Source organism: Gloeocapsa sp. PCC 7428 (assembly GCF_000317555.1).
Classification (GTDB): Bacteria; Cyanobacteriota; Cyanobacteriia; order Cyanobacteriales; family Chroococcidiopsidaceae; genus Chroogloeocystis.
Genome location: NC_019745.1, coordinates 3,438,974 through 3,456,257, shown reverse-complemented (window position 1 = coordinate 3,456,257; position 17,284 = coordinate 3,438,974). Strand labels below are relative to the sequence as shown.

General features: G+C 43.5%; 13 protein-coding genes and 1 CRISPR repeat array. Of the genes, 7 read left to right on the top strand and 6 right to left on the bottom strand.

What is annotated here, in order from left to right; all coding sequences use genetic code 11:
- Window positions 1–65: 65 nt before the first annotated feature.
- Window positions 66–416 (bottom strand): S-layer homology domain-containing protein, encoded by a 351-nt coding sequence (locus GLO7428_RS15180; RefSeq protein ID WP_015189450.1) that lies wholly within the window; start codon window positions 414–416, stop codon window positions 66–68.
- Between the two features lie 406 nt (window positions 417–822).
- The gene (locus tag GLO7428_RS15175) at window positions 823–2,025 is read right to left on the bottom strand and encodes an FAD-binding oxidoreductase (protein ID WP_015189449.1); all 1,203 of its coding nucleotides are present in this window, start codon (window positions 2,023–2,025) and stop codon (window positions 823–825) included.
- Between the two features lie 159 nt (window positions 2,026–2,184).
- Here GLO7428_RS15175 and GLO7428_RS15170 point away from each other — a divergent pair, with 159 nt between their 5' ends.
- The 7 genes from GLO7428_RS15170 (at window position 2,185) to GLO7428_RS15140 (ending at window position 9,983) form a co-directional block, all read left to right on the top strand.
- Entirely contained in the window at window positions 2,185–2,955 is a 771-nt protein-coding gene (locus GLO7428_RS15170; RefSeq protein WP_041919200.1) for a GntR family transcriptional regulator, read from the top strand.
- Window positions 2,956–3,200: 245 nt separating this feature from the next.
- The gene (locus tag GLO7428_RS15165; protein ID WP_015189447.1) at window positions 3,201–4,136 is read left to right on the top strand and encodes an N-methylglutamate synthase subunit A; all 936 of its coding nucleotides are present in this window, start codon (window positions 3,201–3,203) and stop codon (window positions 4,134–4,136) included.
- 91 nt (window positions 4,137–4,227) lie between these two features.
- Entirely contained in the window at window positions 4,228–4,929 is a 702-nt protein-coding gene (locus tag GLO7428_RS15160; RefSeq protein WP_015189446.1) for a glutamate synthase, read from the top strand.
- 269 nt (window positions 4,930–5,198) lie between these two features.
- A complete protein-coding gene (locus GLO7428_RS15155) occupies window positions 5,199–6,515 on the top strand; it encodes an FMN-binding glutamate synthase family protein (protein WP_015189445.1) in 1,317 nt (438 codons plus the stop codon).
- A gap of 786 nt (window positions 6,516–7,301) precedes the next feature.
- Window positions 7,302–8,717, top strand: coding sequence for an ammonium transporter (locus GLO7428_RS15150; RefSeq protein ID WP_015189444.1), 1,416 nt, complete (start codon window positions 7,302–7,304; stop codon window positions 8,715–8,717).
- A 15-nt stretch (window positions 8,718–8,732) separates the two neighbouring features.
- Window positions 8,733–9,155, top strand: a complete 423-nt coding sequence (locus tag GLO7428_RS15145; protein ID WP_015189443.1) for a hypothetical protein — start codon at window positions 8,733–8,735, stop codon at window positions 9,153–9,155.
- 9 nt (window positions 9,156–9,164) lie between these two features.
- Window positions 9,165–9,983, top strand: a complete 819-nt coding sequence (locus GLO7428_RS15140; RefSeq protein ID WP_015189442.1) for an MOSC domain-containing protein — start codon at window positions 9,165–9,167, stop codon at window positions 9,981–9,983.
- A gap of 147 nt (window positions 9,984–10,130) precedes the next feature.
- A CRISPR array of direct repeats spans window positions 10,131–13,332; the repeat unit is 36 nt; unit sequence GTGATCAACGCCTTGTGGCATCTAAGGTTAAAACAC.
- Window positions 13,333–13,585: 253 nt separating this feature from the next.
- Here GLO7428_RS15140 and cas2 read toward each other — a convergent pair.
- The 4 genes from cas2 to GLO7428_RS15120 all read right to left on the bottom strand — a co-directional run bounded on the left by cas2 (window position 13,586) and on the right by GLO7428_RS15120 (window position 17,282).
- Window positions 13,586–13,879, bottom strand: coding sequence for a CRISPR-associated endonuclease Cas2 (cas2, locus tag GLO7428_RS15135; protein ID WP_015189441.1), 294 nt, complete (start codon window positions 13,877–13,879; stop codon window positions 13,586–13,588).
- A 9-nt stretch (window positions 13,880–13,888) separates the two neighbouring features.
- Window positions 13,889–15,559 (bottom strand): type I-MYXAN CRISPR-associated endonuclease Cas4/Cas1, encoded by a 1,671-nt coding sequence (gene cas1 / locus GLO7428_RS15130; RefSeq protein WP_015189440.1) that lies wholly within the window; start codon window positions 15,557–15,559, stop codon window positions 13,889–13,891.
- 124 nt (window positions 15,560–15,683) lie between these two features.
- Entirely contained in the window at window positions 15,684–16,391 is a 708-nt protein-coding gene (gene cas5 / locus GLO7428_RS15125; RefSeq protein ID WP_015189439.1) for a type I-MYXAN CRISPR-associated protein Cas5/Cmx5/DevS, read from the bottom strand.
- Complete coding sequence (locus tag GLO7428_RS15120) at window positions 16,392–17,282, bottom strand: CRISPR-associated autoregulator, Cst2 family (RefSeq protein ID WP_015189438.1); 891 nt, start codon at window positions 17,280–17,282, stop codon at window positions 16,392–16,394.
- Between the last annotated feature and the right edge of the window lie 2 nt (window positions 17,283–17,284).

The window sequence follows — 17,284 nt, the reverse complement described above, 5'->3', positions numbered from 1 at the left end:
AGAAGAAGCAGAGGTGCAGAGGTAGCAAGGGAGAAATAGTGTTTGTTTACATAACTCACCACTCATCACTCATCACTCACTCTACCGTTGAGTTCGCGAATTTCGGCGTTGAGTTCGCGTTGACGTTGAATTAAGGCTTCAAATTCGGCGCGTGTTGCCAGGTTTTCGCGGTTGGGAATCAGTTGATTGACGCGTTCTAGGCAAGCATTCAATCCTGCTGCAAATTCGTAGCGCGTCACTGGGCGATCGCCTCGAAACGTTCCATCCGGATACCCTGAAAGGCAACCTGGTTGCGCGTTATTGCTTGGGGCTGGGGTGTTTGGCGTTTGGGCTAAAGCGCTTGATGTATACACGCTTGCTGCAATCAGGGGAGTTGCGATCGCACCTTTTATTAGGGTTTTTATGAGCTTGGACATTGTTTTAATCTTTTGATTCAAATTGTTGGGTAATGGTTTTATAGCAGTCGAAGGAATAGTTAGGACATTGAACACGCTAAGTTGATAGTTGACAGTTGATAGTTGACAGTTGACAGTTGACAAAGTCTTCCTACTCTCTTCACTGTCAACTGACCTCTGCTATAACATTTTTACCCCTTACTTATATTTTGCAACGTCCTCTACTGCTATTCTTCTCAACGTTAAGATGCTTAAGAATGTTTCCACTGCGATTAGGAGGTATTACCTATTTGAGTTGAGGAGTTTTCCTGCTATTATATTCTTTATAATGGAAATATTAAAACTCTTTTCTAATTGCACAGATTTCCATTATATAAGAAATAGTCTACAACTAGAATTGGGGTTTGGCAAGCACTCTTTACTATTTTCAGCGCAATCCTTTTGCTTTTCCATAACTGATGGGTGAAGTAATTAAGGCACCTTCTTGAAAACGACTGAAGCGAAAGAGATTTAACTTATCAATTCTTGAGCGATCGCCGAGAATAAATTGACTGATCAATTCACCAATAATTGGACTGAGTTTGTAACCGTGACCGCTAAAACCGACGGCACAGTATAAGCCTGGAATATGGTTGAGGTGGTCGATAATCGGTTGATAATCGGGTGTAACGCCCCAGATTCCCGAATACTTCTCAACAACTTTGCCTTTTTCGAGAATTGGATAGCGTTGAATGAGTTTTTGATGTAATTCTTCAGTAATTTGCGGATAAATTTGCCCGTGAAAATCATCAGCATCTTTTAACATGAATTGCGGATGATATTTAGGGTCAGAATTGCCAATTCGCGTTAATGGTTGCTGCGTATCGGAACGCGAATAGCAGAGATTTACCAAGTCAGACACAACAGGATGATTTTGCAAAAATTCGACTGGTCTTTGAACAACAACAACGTGTTCCACAACCGGATGAACAGGAAATTCTAACCCCAAATTTTGCGTGAATTTTCTTGCCCAAGGACCAACACAATCAATAACGGTACGCGTAGCGATCGCCCCTTGAGTAGTCATAATACCTTGAATTTTGCCTGCTGCATCCAACTGGATATCTTTAACAGGCGTATGTGTCAGCACTTCTACCCCCAAATCTGTGGCGCGTTGGGCAAACGCCAGTGTTGTTTGCGGTGGACTACCATAACCTGAGTGTGGTTCATACGCTACAGCAGCGACATCGTTAAGGTTGAGGTGAGGAATTTGTGCTTGCACTTGCTGTAAATCCATCAAATCAACCTTGATATTCATTGATTGATGCATTTGCACAACAGCGTTGAGCGTGGCGACATCCGATTCTCCGACTAACACGAAGTAACCGCAAGGATTAAACCCACTGTCGTAACCACCATAGAGTTCTTTAAAATTGTGAAAGCGTTGTTGAGACAGATAGGCTAGTTCGGCTAAAACAGGGTGTGTGTAGTGCGTACGGATAATCCCGATACCCTTACCCGATGCACCATTCGCGAGTTCTTTTTGTTCTAGCAGTACTACCTTACCCGCGTGATTTTGTGCCAAGTACAACGCAACTGATGCGCCAATACACCCTCCACCAACTACAACAATATCTGCTGTCTCAACCATTCAGAATTCTCCTAATGAAAGCAAGCGAGGTGATTGGTGATGAATGTTACCTGACCTTGCGGCAAGAAAACTTATTATAACAAGTATGTTTGAATTTATCTAGAGCCATAGCAAAAGCGATACATGACACAATTAAAGAAAGGCTCTCAAATATTTTCAATGACATCGATAGTAGCAGTTAATTCCAATCTTCCCTTGCATTTAGCAATTTCAGAAAAGCTACGCGAGCAAATTTTGAGCGATGAATACGCACCAGGAGAGCAACTACCGAGCGAACATCAGTTGATGTTGCAATTTAATGTGAGTCGAATTACTGTGCGCCGCGCGATCGCCAATTTAGTCAATCAAGGGTTAGTGATTTCGCATCGCGGTAAGGGAGTTTTCGTTAAAGATCGAAAGAAGGTGACGCGATCGCTATCAAATCCGTTGATCTTCTTTGATGAAGACATGGCGCGTCAAGGTTCTACCGCTAGTATTCACAGCCTCAGTTTTGATACCGTTGTGCCTTCGCCCAAGGTGTGTAAGCAGTTACAGCTAGAGGAGGGTACACCACAAGTTTATTGCCAGAAAAAGGTCATCCTCACGGATCAAAATCCTGTTGCAGTAGACATTACCTACATTCCTTTTGATTTGGGAAAGACATTTGCAACCGAACTACAATCAAGCTTAATTTACCCGACACTTGATAGCAATGGTGTAGCGATCGAACGCGTGGAAACAATCATTGAATGCACCCATGCGACGCACGAAGTCAGCGAATACTTAGACATCCCTCTAGGTGCGCCGTTGCTTGTCAATCGCTACGTGGCTTATACAACAGGAGACAAACCAGTTATTTGCGGCGAAACGCTTTCACGCGCTGATACTTTGTGCTACTCGGTGACGTTGACAAAGCAGGGCACTACTATTCAGGTTGACAAGGAAACCTAAAAAAATCGGTAATTTTAGACACAGATTGAGTTATCTATTCTTGTTATAACAAGATAAAATTTACCTAGCTATAGCAATCGTAGTTTGAGGCGTTGGTCTTTTTGAAATAAATCACATAGGCGTAGCCTTCCCGTAGGGTAGGGCACAAAGCACACAAAAGAAAGACAAGGGAAGAGTTAGAGACGATTTTTCTAAATTATTTGAGGTTGCTATATTTCAGCTTTATGCTTCGGGAGGGATAGATTGTGTGTGGTATAGCAGGAATTATTTATCGTCAACCAGAACTATACAAGAATTTAGGTAACGATCTCTTAAGATTAATTCAACCACTTGAAACACGAGGACCTGATTCTTGTGGAGTAGGAGTTTATGGATCAGCAACGCATCAATTAAAAATTCTGTTATTTGCTGCGGAAGATGTCTCTTGGGAAGAAGTAAAACACTGGTGGGAAAAGCAAACTAAAGTTATTGAATTTGATGCGATCGCGAACGGTAGGCGGATCATTCTAGACACAACAGATAAGCCATTAAATTTAGCACAGATTAAGCGACACTTAGCGATTTCTTTTCCGCAAGTACATTTGATGAGTACAGGGCAGCTATTAGAAATATACAAAGAAGTTGGCACAGCAGAAAACTTATTTCAGAAGTACCAATTAAACAACTTTACCGGAAGTCATGGAATCGGACACACGCGCATGGCAACCGAATCAATTGTCGATACGTATCACTCGCATCCCTTCACCTCAGCACCCGATTTATGCATTGTGCATAACGGACAAATTTCAAATTACTACAAACTGCGATTCACTTTAGAAAAAAAAGGCATCGTGTTTGAAACTGACAACGATTCAGAAGCGATCGCACACTACATCCGCTACCAACTTCTGCAAGGCTACTCGCTCGAACAATCCCTGCAAAATCTCCTCAACGACATCGACGGTACATACACATTTCTCGTCGCCACCACTGATAAAATTGCACTTGTCCGCGACAAATTCGCCGCCAAACCAGCAGTTATCTATGAAACGCCAGAAATGGTTGCGATCGCCTCCGAATACCGCTGCTTCCTCAACCTCCCTCACTACAACCCCAACGCCAAAATCTCCGAACCCGACGCCGGAGAAATCAAAACTTGGTCAACCACCAACAAACCAACTCCACACCTAGAACTCGTATAAAACCAGATCAAACTTCTTCTTTGCATCCTACTCTACGAGAAGCCGCCCTACGGGCGTCTATGCACCTTTGCGGTTCTTCCCCAAACCCTCCATGCACCAAACAATCTTCCAACAAACCCGAATCGACTGCACCAACCTCACCACCCGTGAAATCAATCAAAAACTCAAAGCCCTAGCATCCGAAAGCATCCCCACCGTTAAACTCCTCAACCCCGCAGGAAGACATAACCTTGCCGTCGGCATTACGCAAAACATTGCGATCTCAATCGAAGGACCCGTAGGATACTACTGTGGCGGACTAAGCGAGAATATCAACATCGAAGTTTTTGGTGATTGTGGTTGGTCAGTCGGCGAAAATCTCATGAGTGGTAATATTACCATTCACGGCAACGCTTCCGCCAACGCCGCCGCATCTGCCCACGGAGGTAAAATATGCATTCTTGGTCATGCAGGACCGCGCGCCGGAATTTCGCTCAAAGGTGCAACAATCATTGTAACGGGTAATGTCGGCTACGGTTCAGCATTTATGATGCAGCAGGGATGCATGATTGTGTGTGGCAATGCAGGAGCAAATTTAGCCGATTCCATCTACGACGGTACTATATTCGTCGGCGGAGAAATCAACTCATTAGGTGCAGACGCCAAACTTGAACCGATGAACGATGCCGACTGGCAACTTTTAGAACAAGAACTCTCAGCACTTAGTATAAGCGCTAGAGACTACAACTTTAAAAAAGTCGTTTGTGCTAAACAACTGTATCACTTCAAAGCGAAAGATTGGGCGAATTATTAGGGGTAATGAGAGGAAGAATAGGCATTGCTTAATCAATGTATGAATCGTTAAGTAACCGTACTCGTATCAGCCCCCTAAATCCCCCAAACTGGGGGGACTTTGAAAGATTTGGTTCCCCCCAGAATTGGGGAACCACTGCGCCATTGGGGGTGTCCTCGTTGAGTGCAAGTGGCGTACAACTGGCGTGGCCGAGGGGGGAAAATCATACTTCTGTTCAGCAACGCCGAAGAATAAAGCAGTTAGTCGCTAGTAGGGAATAGAGTAAAGTGATGGATAGTGAAAAAAAAGTATTAAAAACAAGTAGCACGTATACGCCCGAAGCGATCGCCGCAATTCAAGAACGTGCAGAATTAGGACGCTATATCATTCGCGGGTATGGGGCGCTGCGGAATGTTCCTCGCTTTGACGATCTCGTTTTTCTGACAACTTCCCTCACGCGACTTCCTCTCGAAGGCTACCGCGAGAAATGCACAACGAAAACATTCATTGGTACGCGCTACGCTAAACGCCCGATGGAACTAGAAATTCCGATTACAATTGCCGGAATGAGTTTCGGCGCACTTTCTTACAACGCTAAAGTCGCACTAGGGCGCGCTGCAACCTTACTCGGAACCTCAACAACAACGGGTGATGGTGGAATGCTACCTGCTGAACGCGAAGCTTCCTCTAAGTTAGTTTATCAATGCCTACCCTCGCGTTATGGTTTTAATCCAACCGATTTGAAAAAAGCTGATGCGATTGAAATTGTTGTCGGACAAGGGGCAAAACCTGGCGGTGGTGGTTTACTACTAGGGCAAAAAGTGAATAAAGTTGTCGCTGGAATGCGGACATTACCCGAAGGTGTCGATCAGCGATCGCCGTGTCGTCACCCTGATTGGATTGGTCCTGACGATCTCAGAATAAAAATAGAAGAATTGCGCGAAGCCACTGATTGGGAAATTCCGATTTACGTCAAAATGGGCGCTACCCGCGTTAAAGATGATGTCAAACTTGCGGTCAAAGCGGGTGCAGATGCGATCGTCCTTGATGGGATGGAAGGAGGAACCGCCGCTACGCAAAGCATTTTTCAAGAACACACTGGAATTCCCACGCTTCCAGCGCTGGTGCAAGCTGTAGAAGCTTTACAAGAAATCGGTGTTTATGGAGAAGTACAGTTAATCATTTCCGGTGGTATTCGTTCAGGACCTGATGTTGCTAAAGCCTTAGCTTTAGGCGCAGATGCTGTCAGTTTGGGAACTGCAACTTTAATTGCGATGGGTTGTAATAAACCTGTATATATAGAAGATTACCACAAATTAGGCACTGAACCTTATCACTGTCACCATTGCCATACCGGAATGTGCCCAGTAGGTATCACTACCCAAGACGCAGACTTAATGCAACGGCTACCCGTTGACGAAGCAACAACTTATGTTGCAAATTACTTGCAATCTTTAGTGATGGAAGTGCAAAGTCTAGCCCGCGCTTGCGGTAAATCGAACGTCCACAACCTCGAACGCGAAGACTTAGTTGCACTCACGCTCGAAGCCTCTGCAATGGCAAAACTACCGCTTGCAGGTACAGATTTTATCATGGGGCAGTCGTAGGAAGCAAAAAAGTAGGGGAGAAAAGTTTTTGGGCTTTCCACAATTCGGGAATTAGAATTAATACCAATTGCCTAAATGCTAGCTACAAATGAATCCCCGCGTTTCCTTCCGCGTCAGCCATCTGTAGCAATCTTAATATGACATATCAGAGGGTTCGTGCAAGACGTTTAGTGTATTGTGTGGCGATCGCATTTGACCAATTCATTCACAGGGTCAAATTCCTTAATTTCCCAAAGGCAGACTAAGATTTTCGATATGTTGCTCAATTACTAGGTCAGGAGAAAAGGCAGAAGAAATTCTCAATCAATATCAAAAACGAGTTGAGGAAGTGCGGAGTTTCATCGGCGATCGGCTTAATGGGAAAAAAAGTTTCTGTTCTAATATTTTCCTTTGCTATTTCAGATGCTTTTGCTATACGAGAACGCAATGAGGGCTATTTTCAAGTTTTAAATGATATCGGTATGCATATTTAGCTAGTGTTTGAAAAGTATCCTGATAATTTAGAAACTAACTCAATACCGTATGAAACTCGAATCTAATACCATTTCACTAAATAAAAACGACAAATCATTTCTCCTTTGCTTCCTCTGCCCCTCTGCCCACGCCAGTCGCCTCAACGGGGGGAACCCCCGCACGGCGCAGGCTCCTGAAGCTGCCTATTTGTAGTAAGTTCAAAGTGAAATCGTATAAACTTTCCATTGGTAACACTGGTTACAAACAATAAAGACTACCAGCCGCAAACTTGTAATAACACGATCGCAAGTATGAACTTACCAAGCATTACTCATGAATGCTGAAGCACAAGAATTTCTAGGAACCTTCGTTTCAGAGAGCTACTATTTCTACGCCTCTGTATTCATGTTACTCATTCACGCGGGTTTTCTTGCCTACGAAGGCGGTGCATCGCGCACAAAAAACGTTCTCGCTACGATGGTAAAAAACTTGCTAACCCTCTCCAGTGTAGGACTTGCATTTTTCTTCTTCGGCTGGTGGGTTTATAATGCTTTTCCGCTATTTCCTGTTAGCGGTGGAATCCTTGGTCCTTGGACAAATCCTGCGACAAACGACACCGTAAAAGCGGCAATGGCAGTTGTAGAAACATCTTATCCTTGGTCGCCTGCTTTAGCACCAAATACTGCCGACCATTTAACCGGAGTTTTCTTTTTTGCCTTTGCTTTATTTGCCATGACTACAGCTTCAATTCTTTCAGGAGCCTTAATCGAACGAGTTAAAATTGGTGCATATATTATATTATCAATTGTTTTAGGCTCATTTACCTGGGTGCTTGCTGCGGCGTGGGGATGGAACCCGTTTGGTTGGTTTTATACTGCATTTGGCTATCACGATTTTGGTTGTTCAGCAGTGGTTCATGGTGTTTCTGGCTTCTTTACTTTAGGCGTATTACTTAATCTTGGTCCTCGGATTGGTAAGTACGATGAAAGAGGAAATTCTAGACCAATTTTACCACACAATCTACCGTTAACAATGGTGGGTTTAATGCTCATTTTTGTTGGATTTTATGCATTTTTAGCAGCTTGTTTAATTTTCCTACCAGGTTACACCAGAGAAACAACAATTTACGGAACTCCAATGACTTTAGCTTCAATTGGAGTCAATACAACACTGGCACTAGCTGCGGGAATTATTGGGGCTTATATTTCTTCCAAAGCCGATCCTTTTTTCACAATTTCTGGAGGACTTGCGGGAATTATTTCAGTTGGTGCTGGCATGGATCTATACCATCCAACTGTTGTGATTATTTTAGCTTTCTTCGGTGCATTTTTAATGCCAAAAATTGCTTTATTTATTGAAAGCATTGGCATTGATGATGCAGTAGGTGCTTTTGGCGTTCATGGTTTTTGTGGGTTACTCGGCAGTCTAGCAGTAGGAGTATTAGCTACTGGATACCCTCAAGGTGAAGGTGTACCTGTCACAGGTTTTATTGGACAGTTAATTCCTACCTTAATTTGTGTCATCGTTTTAGGTTTTATTCCAGGTTATGCTACAAGTTGGCTACTCAAAAGATTAAATCTTTTGCGTGTATCTCGCGATGAAGAAATTGCTGGATTAGACATCGCTGATTTAGGTGTAGAGGGCTATCCCGAATATAGTATGAACTGGGCAACAGCAACAGTCGCTGCACAAAATTGTACTGAAGCGGTAACAGGAAGATTAGAGCCAAACCCAGGAATGCAAGAATAAACAAGGAAGAAAAATATGAGTAGTCCGTTTAGCAATCCAAAAGAATTTCTTGAAGCTGAAGGACCAATTTACACCTTTGGCAACAATCAATTCATTATTACTTTTTTACTGATTGTTAGTGGTCTTATATTCCTCTGGTTTATCTACGCTTCGTACAAAATTAAAAGTAGTAAACCTCTAGCAAAAAATCCCGTAGCTTTGAGCCTTTTAATTGCTGCAAGTGCTTTTTCATTAGCAGGAACAGCGTACAATTCTACAGCTGATAAAATCCATCAACCCACGAGAAGAGAATCACGAATTATTAGCTCAAAAAAACAGCAATGGCAACTACCAATAACTTTAATAGGTATAGTTGCATCTGGTAGCTTATTGCAGCGTCGTTCAAAGAATCGTTGGAGAAAGCGAATTAAAACGACTAACCGTAATAAGTATCAATGAGGTATTGTGATGAGAGCAGCGTCGGTAGTTGGTTCGGTTGTTTCCTTGTGGCGTTACCCTGTTAAATCAATGATGGGGGAAAAGTTGGATGCAACTGCGATTAGCGAACAAGGAATAGTAGGCGATCGCACTTATGCTTTGATTGAATCAGCTACAGGTAAAGTCGTCAGCGCCAAAAATCCTCGCAAATGGGCTAAATTATTCGACTTCCATGCTGCTTTTGTTGATTTACCGACAACAACTCACATTCCTTCCGTTGAAATTACCCTCCCAGACGGCACAAAACTATCAAGCGAACAAGAAAATATCAACGAGTTACTTTCCAGTGTTTTAGGACGTGAGGTAACACTCGCATCAACCGCACCACCCGAACCTATCCTAGAAGAATACTGGCTAGACATGGATGGGCTTCCCCACCGAGAAACAGTTACAGATGAGAAGATACCTGCGAGTACTTTTTTTGACTTAGCGACGCTGCATCTACTTACAACAGCAACAATCGAACGCTTACAGCAATTAACTCCATCAGGACGATTTGAGATGCGCAGATTTCGTCCTAATATTGAAATTGCTTCGACTACGAGTAACAATTTTATCGAAAACGACTGGATTGACCGCATAGTTGCGATCGGGGAGGAAGTTCAAATCAAAATTACAGGCTTTTGTCCCCGTTGTGTGATGACAACATTACCGCAAGGCGATTTACCCAACGATCCAAGTATTCTTAAAACAGCGGTGCAGCACAATAATGGCAACGTGGGCGTTTACGCCAGTGTCGTGCAAGGTGGTACGATTCGCTGTGGTGATTTGATCCAAATTCTGGATTGATACAGATAATTGAAAAGCCTTATGGGATGCTTTAATATCTCCCGAAGAATCGCTAGGACTCATCTCAATAGGGAATGTTAGCACTTGATCGCGTGAGGTTAAAACACCATCGATGAATCTGTTGAATCGAGTCACGGGCAATCACCAGTGATCAACGCCTTGTGGCATCTAAGGTTAAAACACATCCTCATAGCGATCGCTAGCAATCGGTACTAATTCCGTGATCAACGCCTTGTGGCATCTAAGGTGAAAACACAGACTGTAAGAAGTAGGATAAAAACGGCCGATTTAGGTGATCAACGCCTTGTGGCATCTAAGGTTAAAACACAATATCGTAGGAGAGCAGTGATTTACCTACTCCTCGTGATCAACGCCTTGTGGCATCTAAGGTTAAAACACGCAGGTAAGCCTGATAGCTGGCGCACGTTGTTTAAGGGTGATCAAAGCCTTGTGGCATCTAAGGTTAAAACACACTGCTAAAAAGTCAATCGACTTGATTGCTCGCTGTGATCAACGCCTTGTGGCATCTAAGGTTAAAACACGAACCCTATGCAGCGTGCTTGGCTGCTGTAGACTTTGTGATCAACGCCTTGTGGCATCTAAGGTTAAAACACCAGACTCTGATTTGGGTAGTCTCCAGTGCTGATTATCCTGTGATCAACGCCTTGTGGCATCTAAGGTTAAAACACCCTCCTCATCTACGACGTAAATTAGGAATTCATCTTGTGATCAACGCCTTGTGGCATCTAAGGTTAAAACACAGGAGAAGCCCGAACTCAGAGAAGAACTTTGGGAAGGTGATCAACGCCTTGTGGCATCTAAGGTTAAAACACAACATTCAGACGACCATGAGTTACAAACCTATAGAGTGATCAACGCCTTGTGGCATCTAAGGTTAAAACACAGCTTTAGTGCAGACGTACTTTTTGATGCAGCTAGGTGATCAACGCCTTGTGGCATCTAAGGTTAAAACACTTTTTCTCGAAGTCTTCGCGTGGAATGGTTAGGTAGTGATCAACGCCTTGTGGCATCTAAGGTTAAAACACAGGTTTGGGCAAAGGAGAAGCACTAGACCCACGTAAGTGATCAACGCCTTGTGGCATCTAAGGTTAAAACACTAGCTTACTACAATAATTAAACAGTAACGAATATGTGATCAACGCCTTGTGGCATCTAAGGTTAAAACACATCGCTCGTGAATTTGGCTGCTCATTCATCTTCATTGTGATCAACGCCTTGTGGCATCTAAGGTTAAAACACCGCTTCTACTAGAAATCCATCCGATCTCCTCATCAAGTGATCAACGCCTTGTGGCATCTAAGGTTAAAACACAGAGTTAGCGTTGCGTTACGGTAACCGCACATGTAGTGTGATCAACGCCTTGTGGCATCTAAGGTTAAAACACTGTTAGTGGCGCTGTTGCTAGTTCCCACAACGCGACGTGATCAACGCCTTGTGGCATCTAAGGTTAAAACACCAGTATAGTGCCACACCATCAGAAAAGCAGGATAAAAGTGATCAACGCCTTGTGGCATCTAAGGTTAAAACACCTCACAGTGAAAATCTACAGCCGCAAGGCACGCCGGTGATCAACGCCTTGTGGCATCTAAGGTTAAAACACAGAAATTGCTGAGTCGTTGGGCGCAGATATCTGGATGTGATCAACGCCTTGTGGCATCTAAGGTTAAAACACTAAGCTAAAATCAGCGCGCAATCGCATCTGGTTTGCGTGATCAACGCCTTGTGGCATCTAAGGTTAAAACACGCTTTGAATAACTGGGTTGATGGTGTTACGGTTTTGTGATCAACGCCTTGTGGCATCTAAGGTTAAAACACTTGTCAATCCGTACACGGGCAGAAAGCTTCCCAGCAGTGATCAACGCCTTGTGGCATCTAAGGTTAAAACACATCTGTTGAATTTCATGGTGTAACGCGCCTTACAGTGATCAACGCCTTGTGGCATCTAAGGTTAAAACACTTAAAATCCTCAGCAGCCTCAGCAAGCCCAATCATGCGTGATCAACGCCTTGTGGCATCTAAGGTTAAAACACCGCCTAGACGCGTGTGTAAGACGCGCTAGCGCTATTGTGATCAACGCCTTGTGGCATCTAAGGTTAAAACACTCTTTAAAAACTCAACGCGCGCACCATTACGAGACTGTGATCAACGCCTTGTGGCATCTAAGGTTAAAACACCGATTGTTCGCTCTGATTCTCCCCGCTGCCTGAATGTGATCAACGCCTTGTGGCATCTAAGGTTAAAACACCACATTTTGCAACTTCTAAGGCGTATTTACTATCAGTGATCAACGCCTTGTGGCATCTAAGGTTAAAACACTAGAGTAACTTCGTCGTCACCAATCGCAACAGCGGTATGTGATCAACGCCTTGTGGCATCTAAGGTTAAAACACGCGTTTACTCAGTCAAACCACGCTTTCGACGTAAAGTGATCAACGCCTTGTGGCATCTAAGGTTAAAACACTGCTGCAATAAACGCCCACCAATCCCGCGTGCGTGTGATCAACGCCTTGTGGCATCTAAGGTTAAAACACGCGATTTTTACGACGCGCAGTCAAGCTAGGGAAGGTGTGATCAACGCCTTGTGGCATCTAAGGTTAAAACACATGTTGATGGTACCTAAAGTTAGTGCAGCTAGAAATAAACAGTGATCAACGCCTTGTGGCATCTAAGGTTAAAACACAAGGCGCTGTAGGTCAGATTCTAACTGACTTACACGTGATCAACGCCTTGTGGCATCTAAGGTTAAAACACAGCATCTGAAGACTTCCGAAGTTTTGGCGCACAGCTTGTGATCAACGCCTTGTGGCATCTAAGGTTAAAACACACTTTAACGGATTTCCATACGTTCCAGGATCAGAAAGTGATCAACGCCTTGTGGCATCTAAGGTTAAAACACCTAAGGATGTCTGTGCTGTTTTGGAAATTGATGATGTGATCAACGCCTTGTGGCATCTAAGGTTAAAACACTCCTGAACGGCTGATGGCGAGCGGCGCGGCTATCGAGTGATCAACGCCTTGTGGCATCTAAGGTTAAAACACGCTCGTAATTGGGTGAAAAAAGAATTAAATATAGCGTGATCAACGCCTTGTGGCATCTAAGGTTAAAACACCCAAGACTTCCGCTAACGAAATAGCGATTAGTTCCGTGATCAACGCCTTGTGGCATCTAAGGTTAAAACACAGCGATCGCATTCGGGAGCTTGAGTTAGAAAATCAAAAGTGATCAACGCCTTGTGGCATCTAAGGTTAAAACACTATCTATGTCATTGGACAAGGATACAGGCAAGCCCGTGTGATCAACGCCTTGTGGCATCTAAGGTTAAAACACGCCGAACGCTGAAACCATTTCTTGGTAAGTATTCCTGCTACATTACACAAGCACCTCCTCATAGATGACCAGAAATGACCAATTGGACAATAAAAACATACTTTCCTTGGTTTCAAGATCCCTGTACAGTAAGGGTTTGGCCGTTTTGCAAGCACCTCAGTACGTGTTTTTTTAACCTCTAAGCTATATAAAACAGTACACAGGGCTGTTTTCATGCTTTATTTGGCTGCCACATTCAGAGGTACTTGCATTTTTAAATTACCCGAAAACCTTTTTCGTCTAACAACCAAGTATTAGGACGATTGTACTTGGGCAAATCCTTCACACACTGCTGAGAAAGACGAATCAAAATTAAATCGTCTTCTTTCGTTAGAACTCTCTCCAATTCCCATCGCAGCTTTTCTCGCATCCGCTGACTTAACCAACAACGAAAAATCGAGTATTGAACACGTTCTCCGTAACCCTCCAGCAGCTTGTAAGCTTTACGCCATCGCTTAGGGCAGCGAATATCGTAACAGACTAAATACCAATTCTTCAGTTCTGCCATGATACTGCCTCACCGCACAATCAACTGCCCAAACAAACCACCTTCGCCTGACCACTCTTTTTCGAGCAATCGAACTTCTAGTTCTAATAAACGGCGGTAGGTTAATGAATAACCAGTCACGGGATGTTTCCAAGACTCTGACTTGCGTTGCTCGTAGATACTGATGAATTTTCGCCGTCCGCGATCGCTAAGCCAAACTTGTTGACCTCTCACCTCAAAATCAGTATTAACATCCCATTGATTGCGATTAATAGAAGTAACGACAATCAGATCGACTAAAGGAACCCTGAAAATTTCCATCAGATCTAATGCCAATGGCGGAGCTTGGGTACGGGGTTGGTGATAAAATCCCAAAGCTGGCTCTAAACCAACCGTGAGAATGGCATTCATTACATCTTTAATTAACAAAGAGTAACCGAAGCTCAATAAAGCATTAAACCGATCCTTGGGAGGGCGACGATTTCGACCAGAGAATTTTAGTAAGTCAGAGGTATCTGAAGCCAACACCTGCGGTAATGTCCCAAAATAGAGTGCAGCCAAATTGCCCTCAATCCCCAACAAAGATTCCAGTGATTGAACTTGAGGAACTTGTTTAAGAACCGCTTTCATTTGTGCGATCGCATATTCTAGTTCCGCCTTATCTGATTTGCTCTTCTGCTTTCCCCGCATCAAAAACTTGCGTTGCCCTTCGCCGCGACAATTCACCAGTTTTCGTGCCAGTTCCAGACAAAAATCCGATTGACTTAATGCCTGATACTGACGGATGCGCCGTTGAATACTCCCCGAACGAGTATCGACACTACCGATATAACGTCCTCCCCCAGAAACAAAGTGAATCCCAACATCCTTGTAAGCCAGAAAATGGACAGCTTGGGTAGAAATTTGAGCGAAACTATGAAGAACGACTTGACTAACCTGCCCAACAGAAACCTTTTCATCGGCTTGATCGCGGCGGCTAATTTTTAGTTGTTCTCCTGTACGTCCTACCCTAGTTCCTGGTTCGAGAATGTGCAGTACTTCGCGTTCGTCATCTTGAGGAAATAAACGTAAGGGATGCCATTCTTTGTTATGTGCTAACCGTGCTTCTTCTGGCAGACAAACCGAAGATAGCGAACAGCGGGTACACAGATGCTCATTATTCGTTACAGGAGGACGATAGGCAGACTTCCGCAACTGTTTTGCTTGTTGAATCGAATCTTTAACCCATTGACGTCCTGGCTCGTCCAAAGGAACGCGAATCAACACATTGTCGGCATGATAGCGGATTCTTCCTTCCGAAACTGTAATTCCTAATGCTGCCTCTAGCAGACAACAATAAGCTAAAATTTGCAGCTTATCGCTCTCCCATGCTTGAGGTTTACGATCGTCTCGATAGCAACGCCCGCGTTTATGTTCGTAGGGAATTGTTTGCCCATCGCGGGTACGCAAAGCATCTACTCGCCCTCTTAACCCCAAGATTTCATCTTCAAGATAAAGGTCGAGCCATTCTTCGTCTTCCTGCTGCTCTATTTTCTCATGTAACTGCCGTCCAGCAAAGACAGCAGCATCTTGAGTGTAGAGTTCCTCAACTTCTTCTAGGTAGAAAAGGCGAGGACAATAAGCGAAAGCATGAAGGGCGCACACGCGCAGAGTGTCTGGGAAAGCTTCTGTTATGGTTTGGTCTAGATCGATAGCGTGCATCGTAATATAAATGTTTTATTAGGTGTTACACAGCCATCAATCTAGCCAGTCAACTAGGCAAAAAAGCTTCCGCGTTGAACCAAATTTATGTAATTTTCATGGTACAAAATAGCGATCGCCGTGACTATACTGTAACTGGTTTTCTTGGTGTCCAAGTCCAAGCTCGCTCTGGAGGAACGCTTGTTGCGACTTCCACAGGCGCATACAAAAAGCTAGTCGTTTTGCTGTTATCAGCGCGATCAATCGCTACAGTTAGACGATAAGAACCGCGCATGGGTGGATCGTCAGGTTGCATCTGGATATACCAAAATGCTTCGGGAACTTCGTTAAGGATATCAATGCGATCAAACAAGAAATTATTATCTCCTGCAAAAGGCAAACCATAACGCGGGCGATCGAGTTCTCCTTTTAATCCTTTCTGAACCTCCTCTAATAACTCCTTACTGGCTTGCACTCCTAAAACCATATCCAATCCAACTAAGAACTCTCGCTTGACAGGAGTAATCCAATATTTCGCGCCGTGGGTTCGCGGCTTTAAATCGGTTTTACCAGAGTTACCAACTGGGTACGAGTGAAGTTGTTGATATAACGTACAAATTTCACTTTTGCTATTAGGTAAAGTGGCGATCGCAACTTTCAAACAAGGAACATCCGCACGAATTAACAAATTTTGATAATCTGTGTAATCTCGCATCTCGATTCCTGCCAAATTCAACACTAAACCTAGCACGGCAGAGGGAGGCATAATAGGACTAGTAGCGCGATATACTCCTGCTTGAAACCCTCGAAAAGCAGCAAATGGCGCACGAATACGAAGCCACAGACAATCCATTTACTCCGCCTCCGAAGATAGAAATTCATCGGCAAGATCAGCTAAAAGTTTTTGGGGATTTTCGTAAAGGCGAACGCCTTCATTTTCCAGATATTCTCGTTTTTCAGGCGACATTGAGCGCACAATTTCCCCACCAATCCAAAATTCATCACCAGGTAGATCGCTAGCTTTTATCCGATTTAATTCAAGAAATTCGCCATTTTCATTAAATCCGTAAGTATCATAACCTGCGACTAGATTGGGTGTTAGACGAGCAATAATACTTTTCGGAGCCATTTCGTAATAGCTACGAGCATGACCTCCCGCTACATCTGATAATTGAGAAATTGCAGTAATTAATGCTTTTGTCCATTCTGGTTTATTTTTACAATCCGAGTAAGCTAAGGCAAAGGGATACTGATAGGCAGTATGAGCAACTTCTCGATGAAGTAAAGCAGAAGTAGCAGAATTTCTCCAAGGACTTGTGCCTGCATTCAAAGGAGATTGATGAAAGGTAGCATCAAATCGATAAGGATTCAAAGCAACAGCTATATTCATTCGCAGCACACTATCGCGTTTAGATGGTAAATTTCTATGTCTTCTAATAGCTTCATTGTCGGCTACCATAAAACCAAAAAGAAAATCATCAGCATATTTTTCTGCGTTAGGAAATTCTTTAAACTCAACTGCAAGTTGATCTTGGTCGTGCAAACGAGTTCGATTACAAGGAACTCCAGCTTTAATTAACATTTCCCGTAAAGCATTCCGCATAGACTCTGGACTAATAACGGTGTATTCTTGCTTACCTTTAGCAATTTTTTGTAAAACAGTGCGATTTTCTTCGCTTTCACCTCGATAGTTAGAGCTAGGAGCAGGGTAAGTTAAAATGGTAGCAAATAGATTCTTTTTCATGT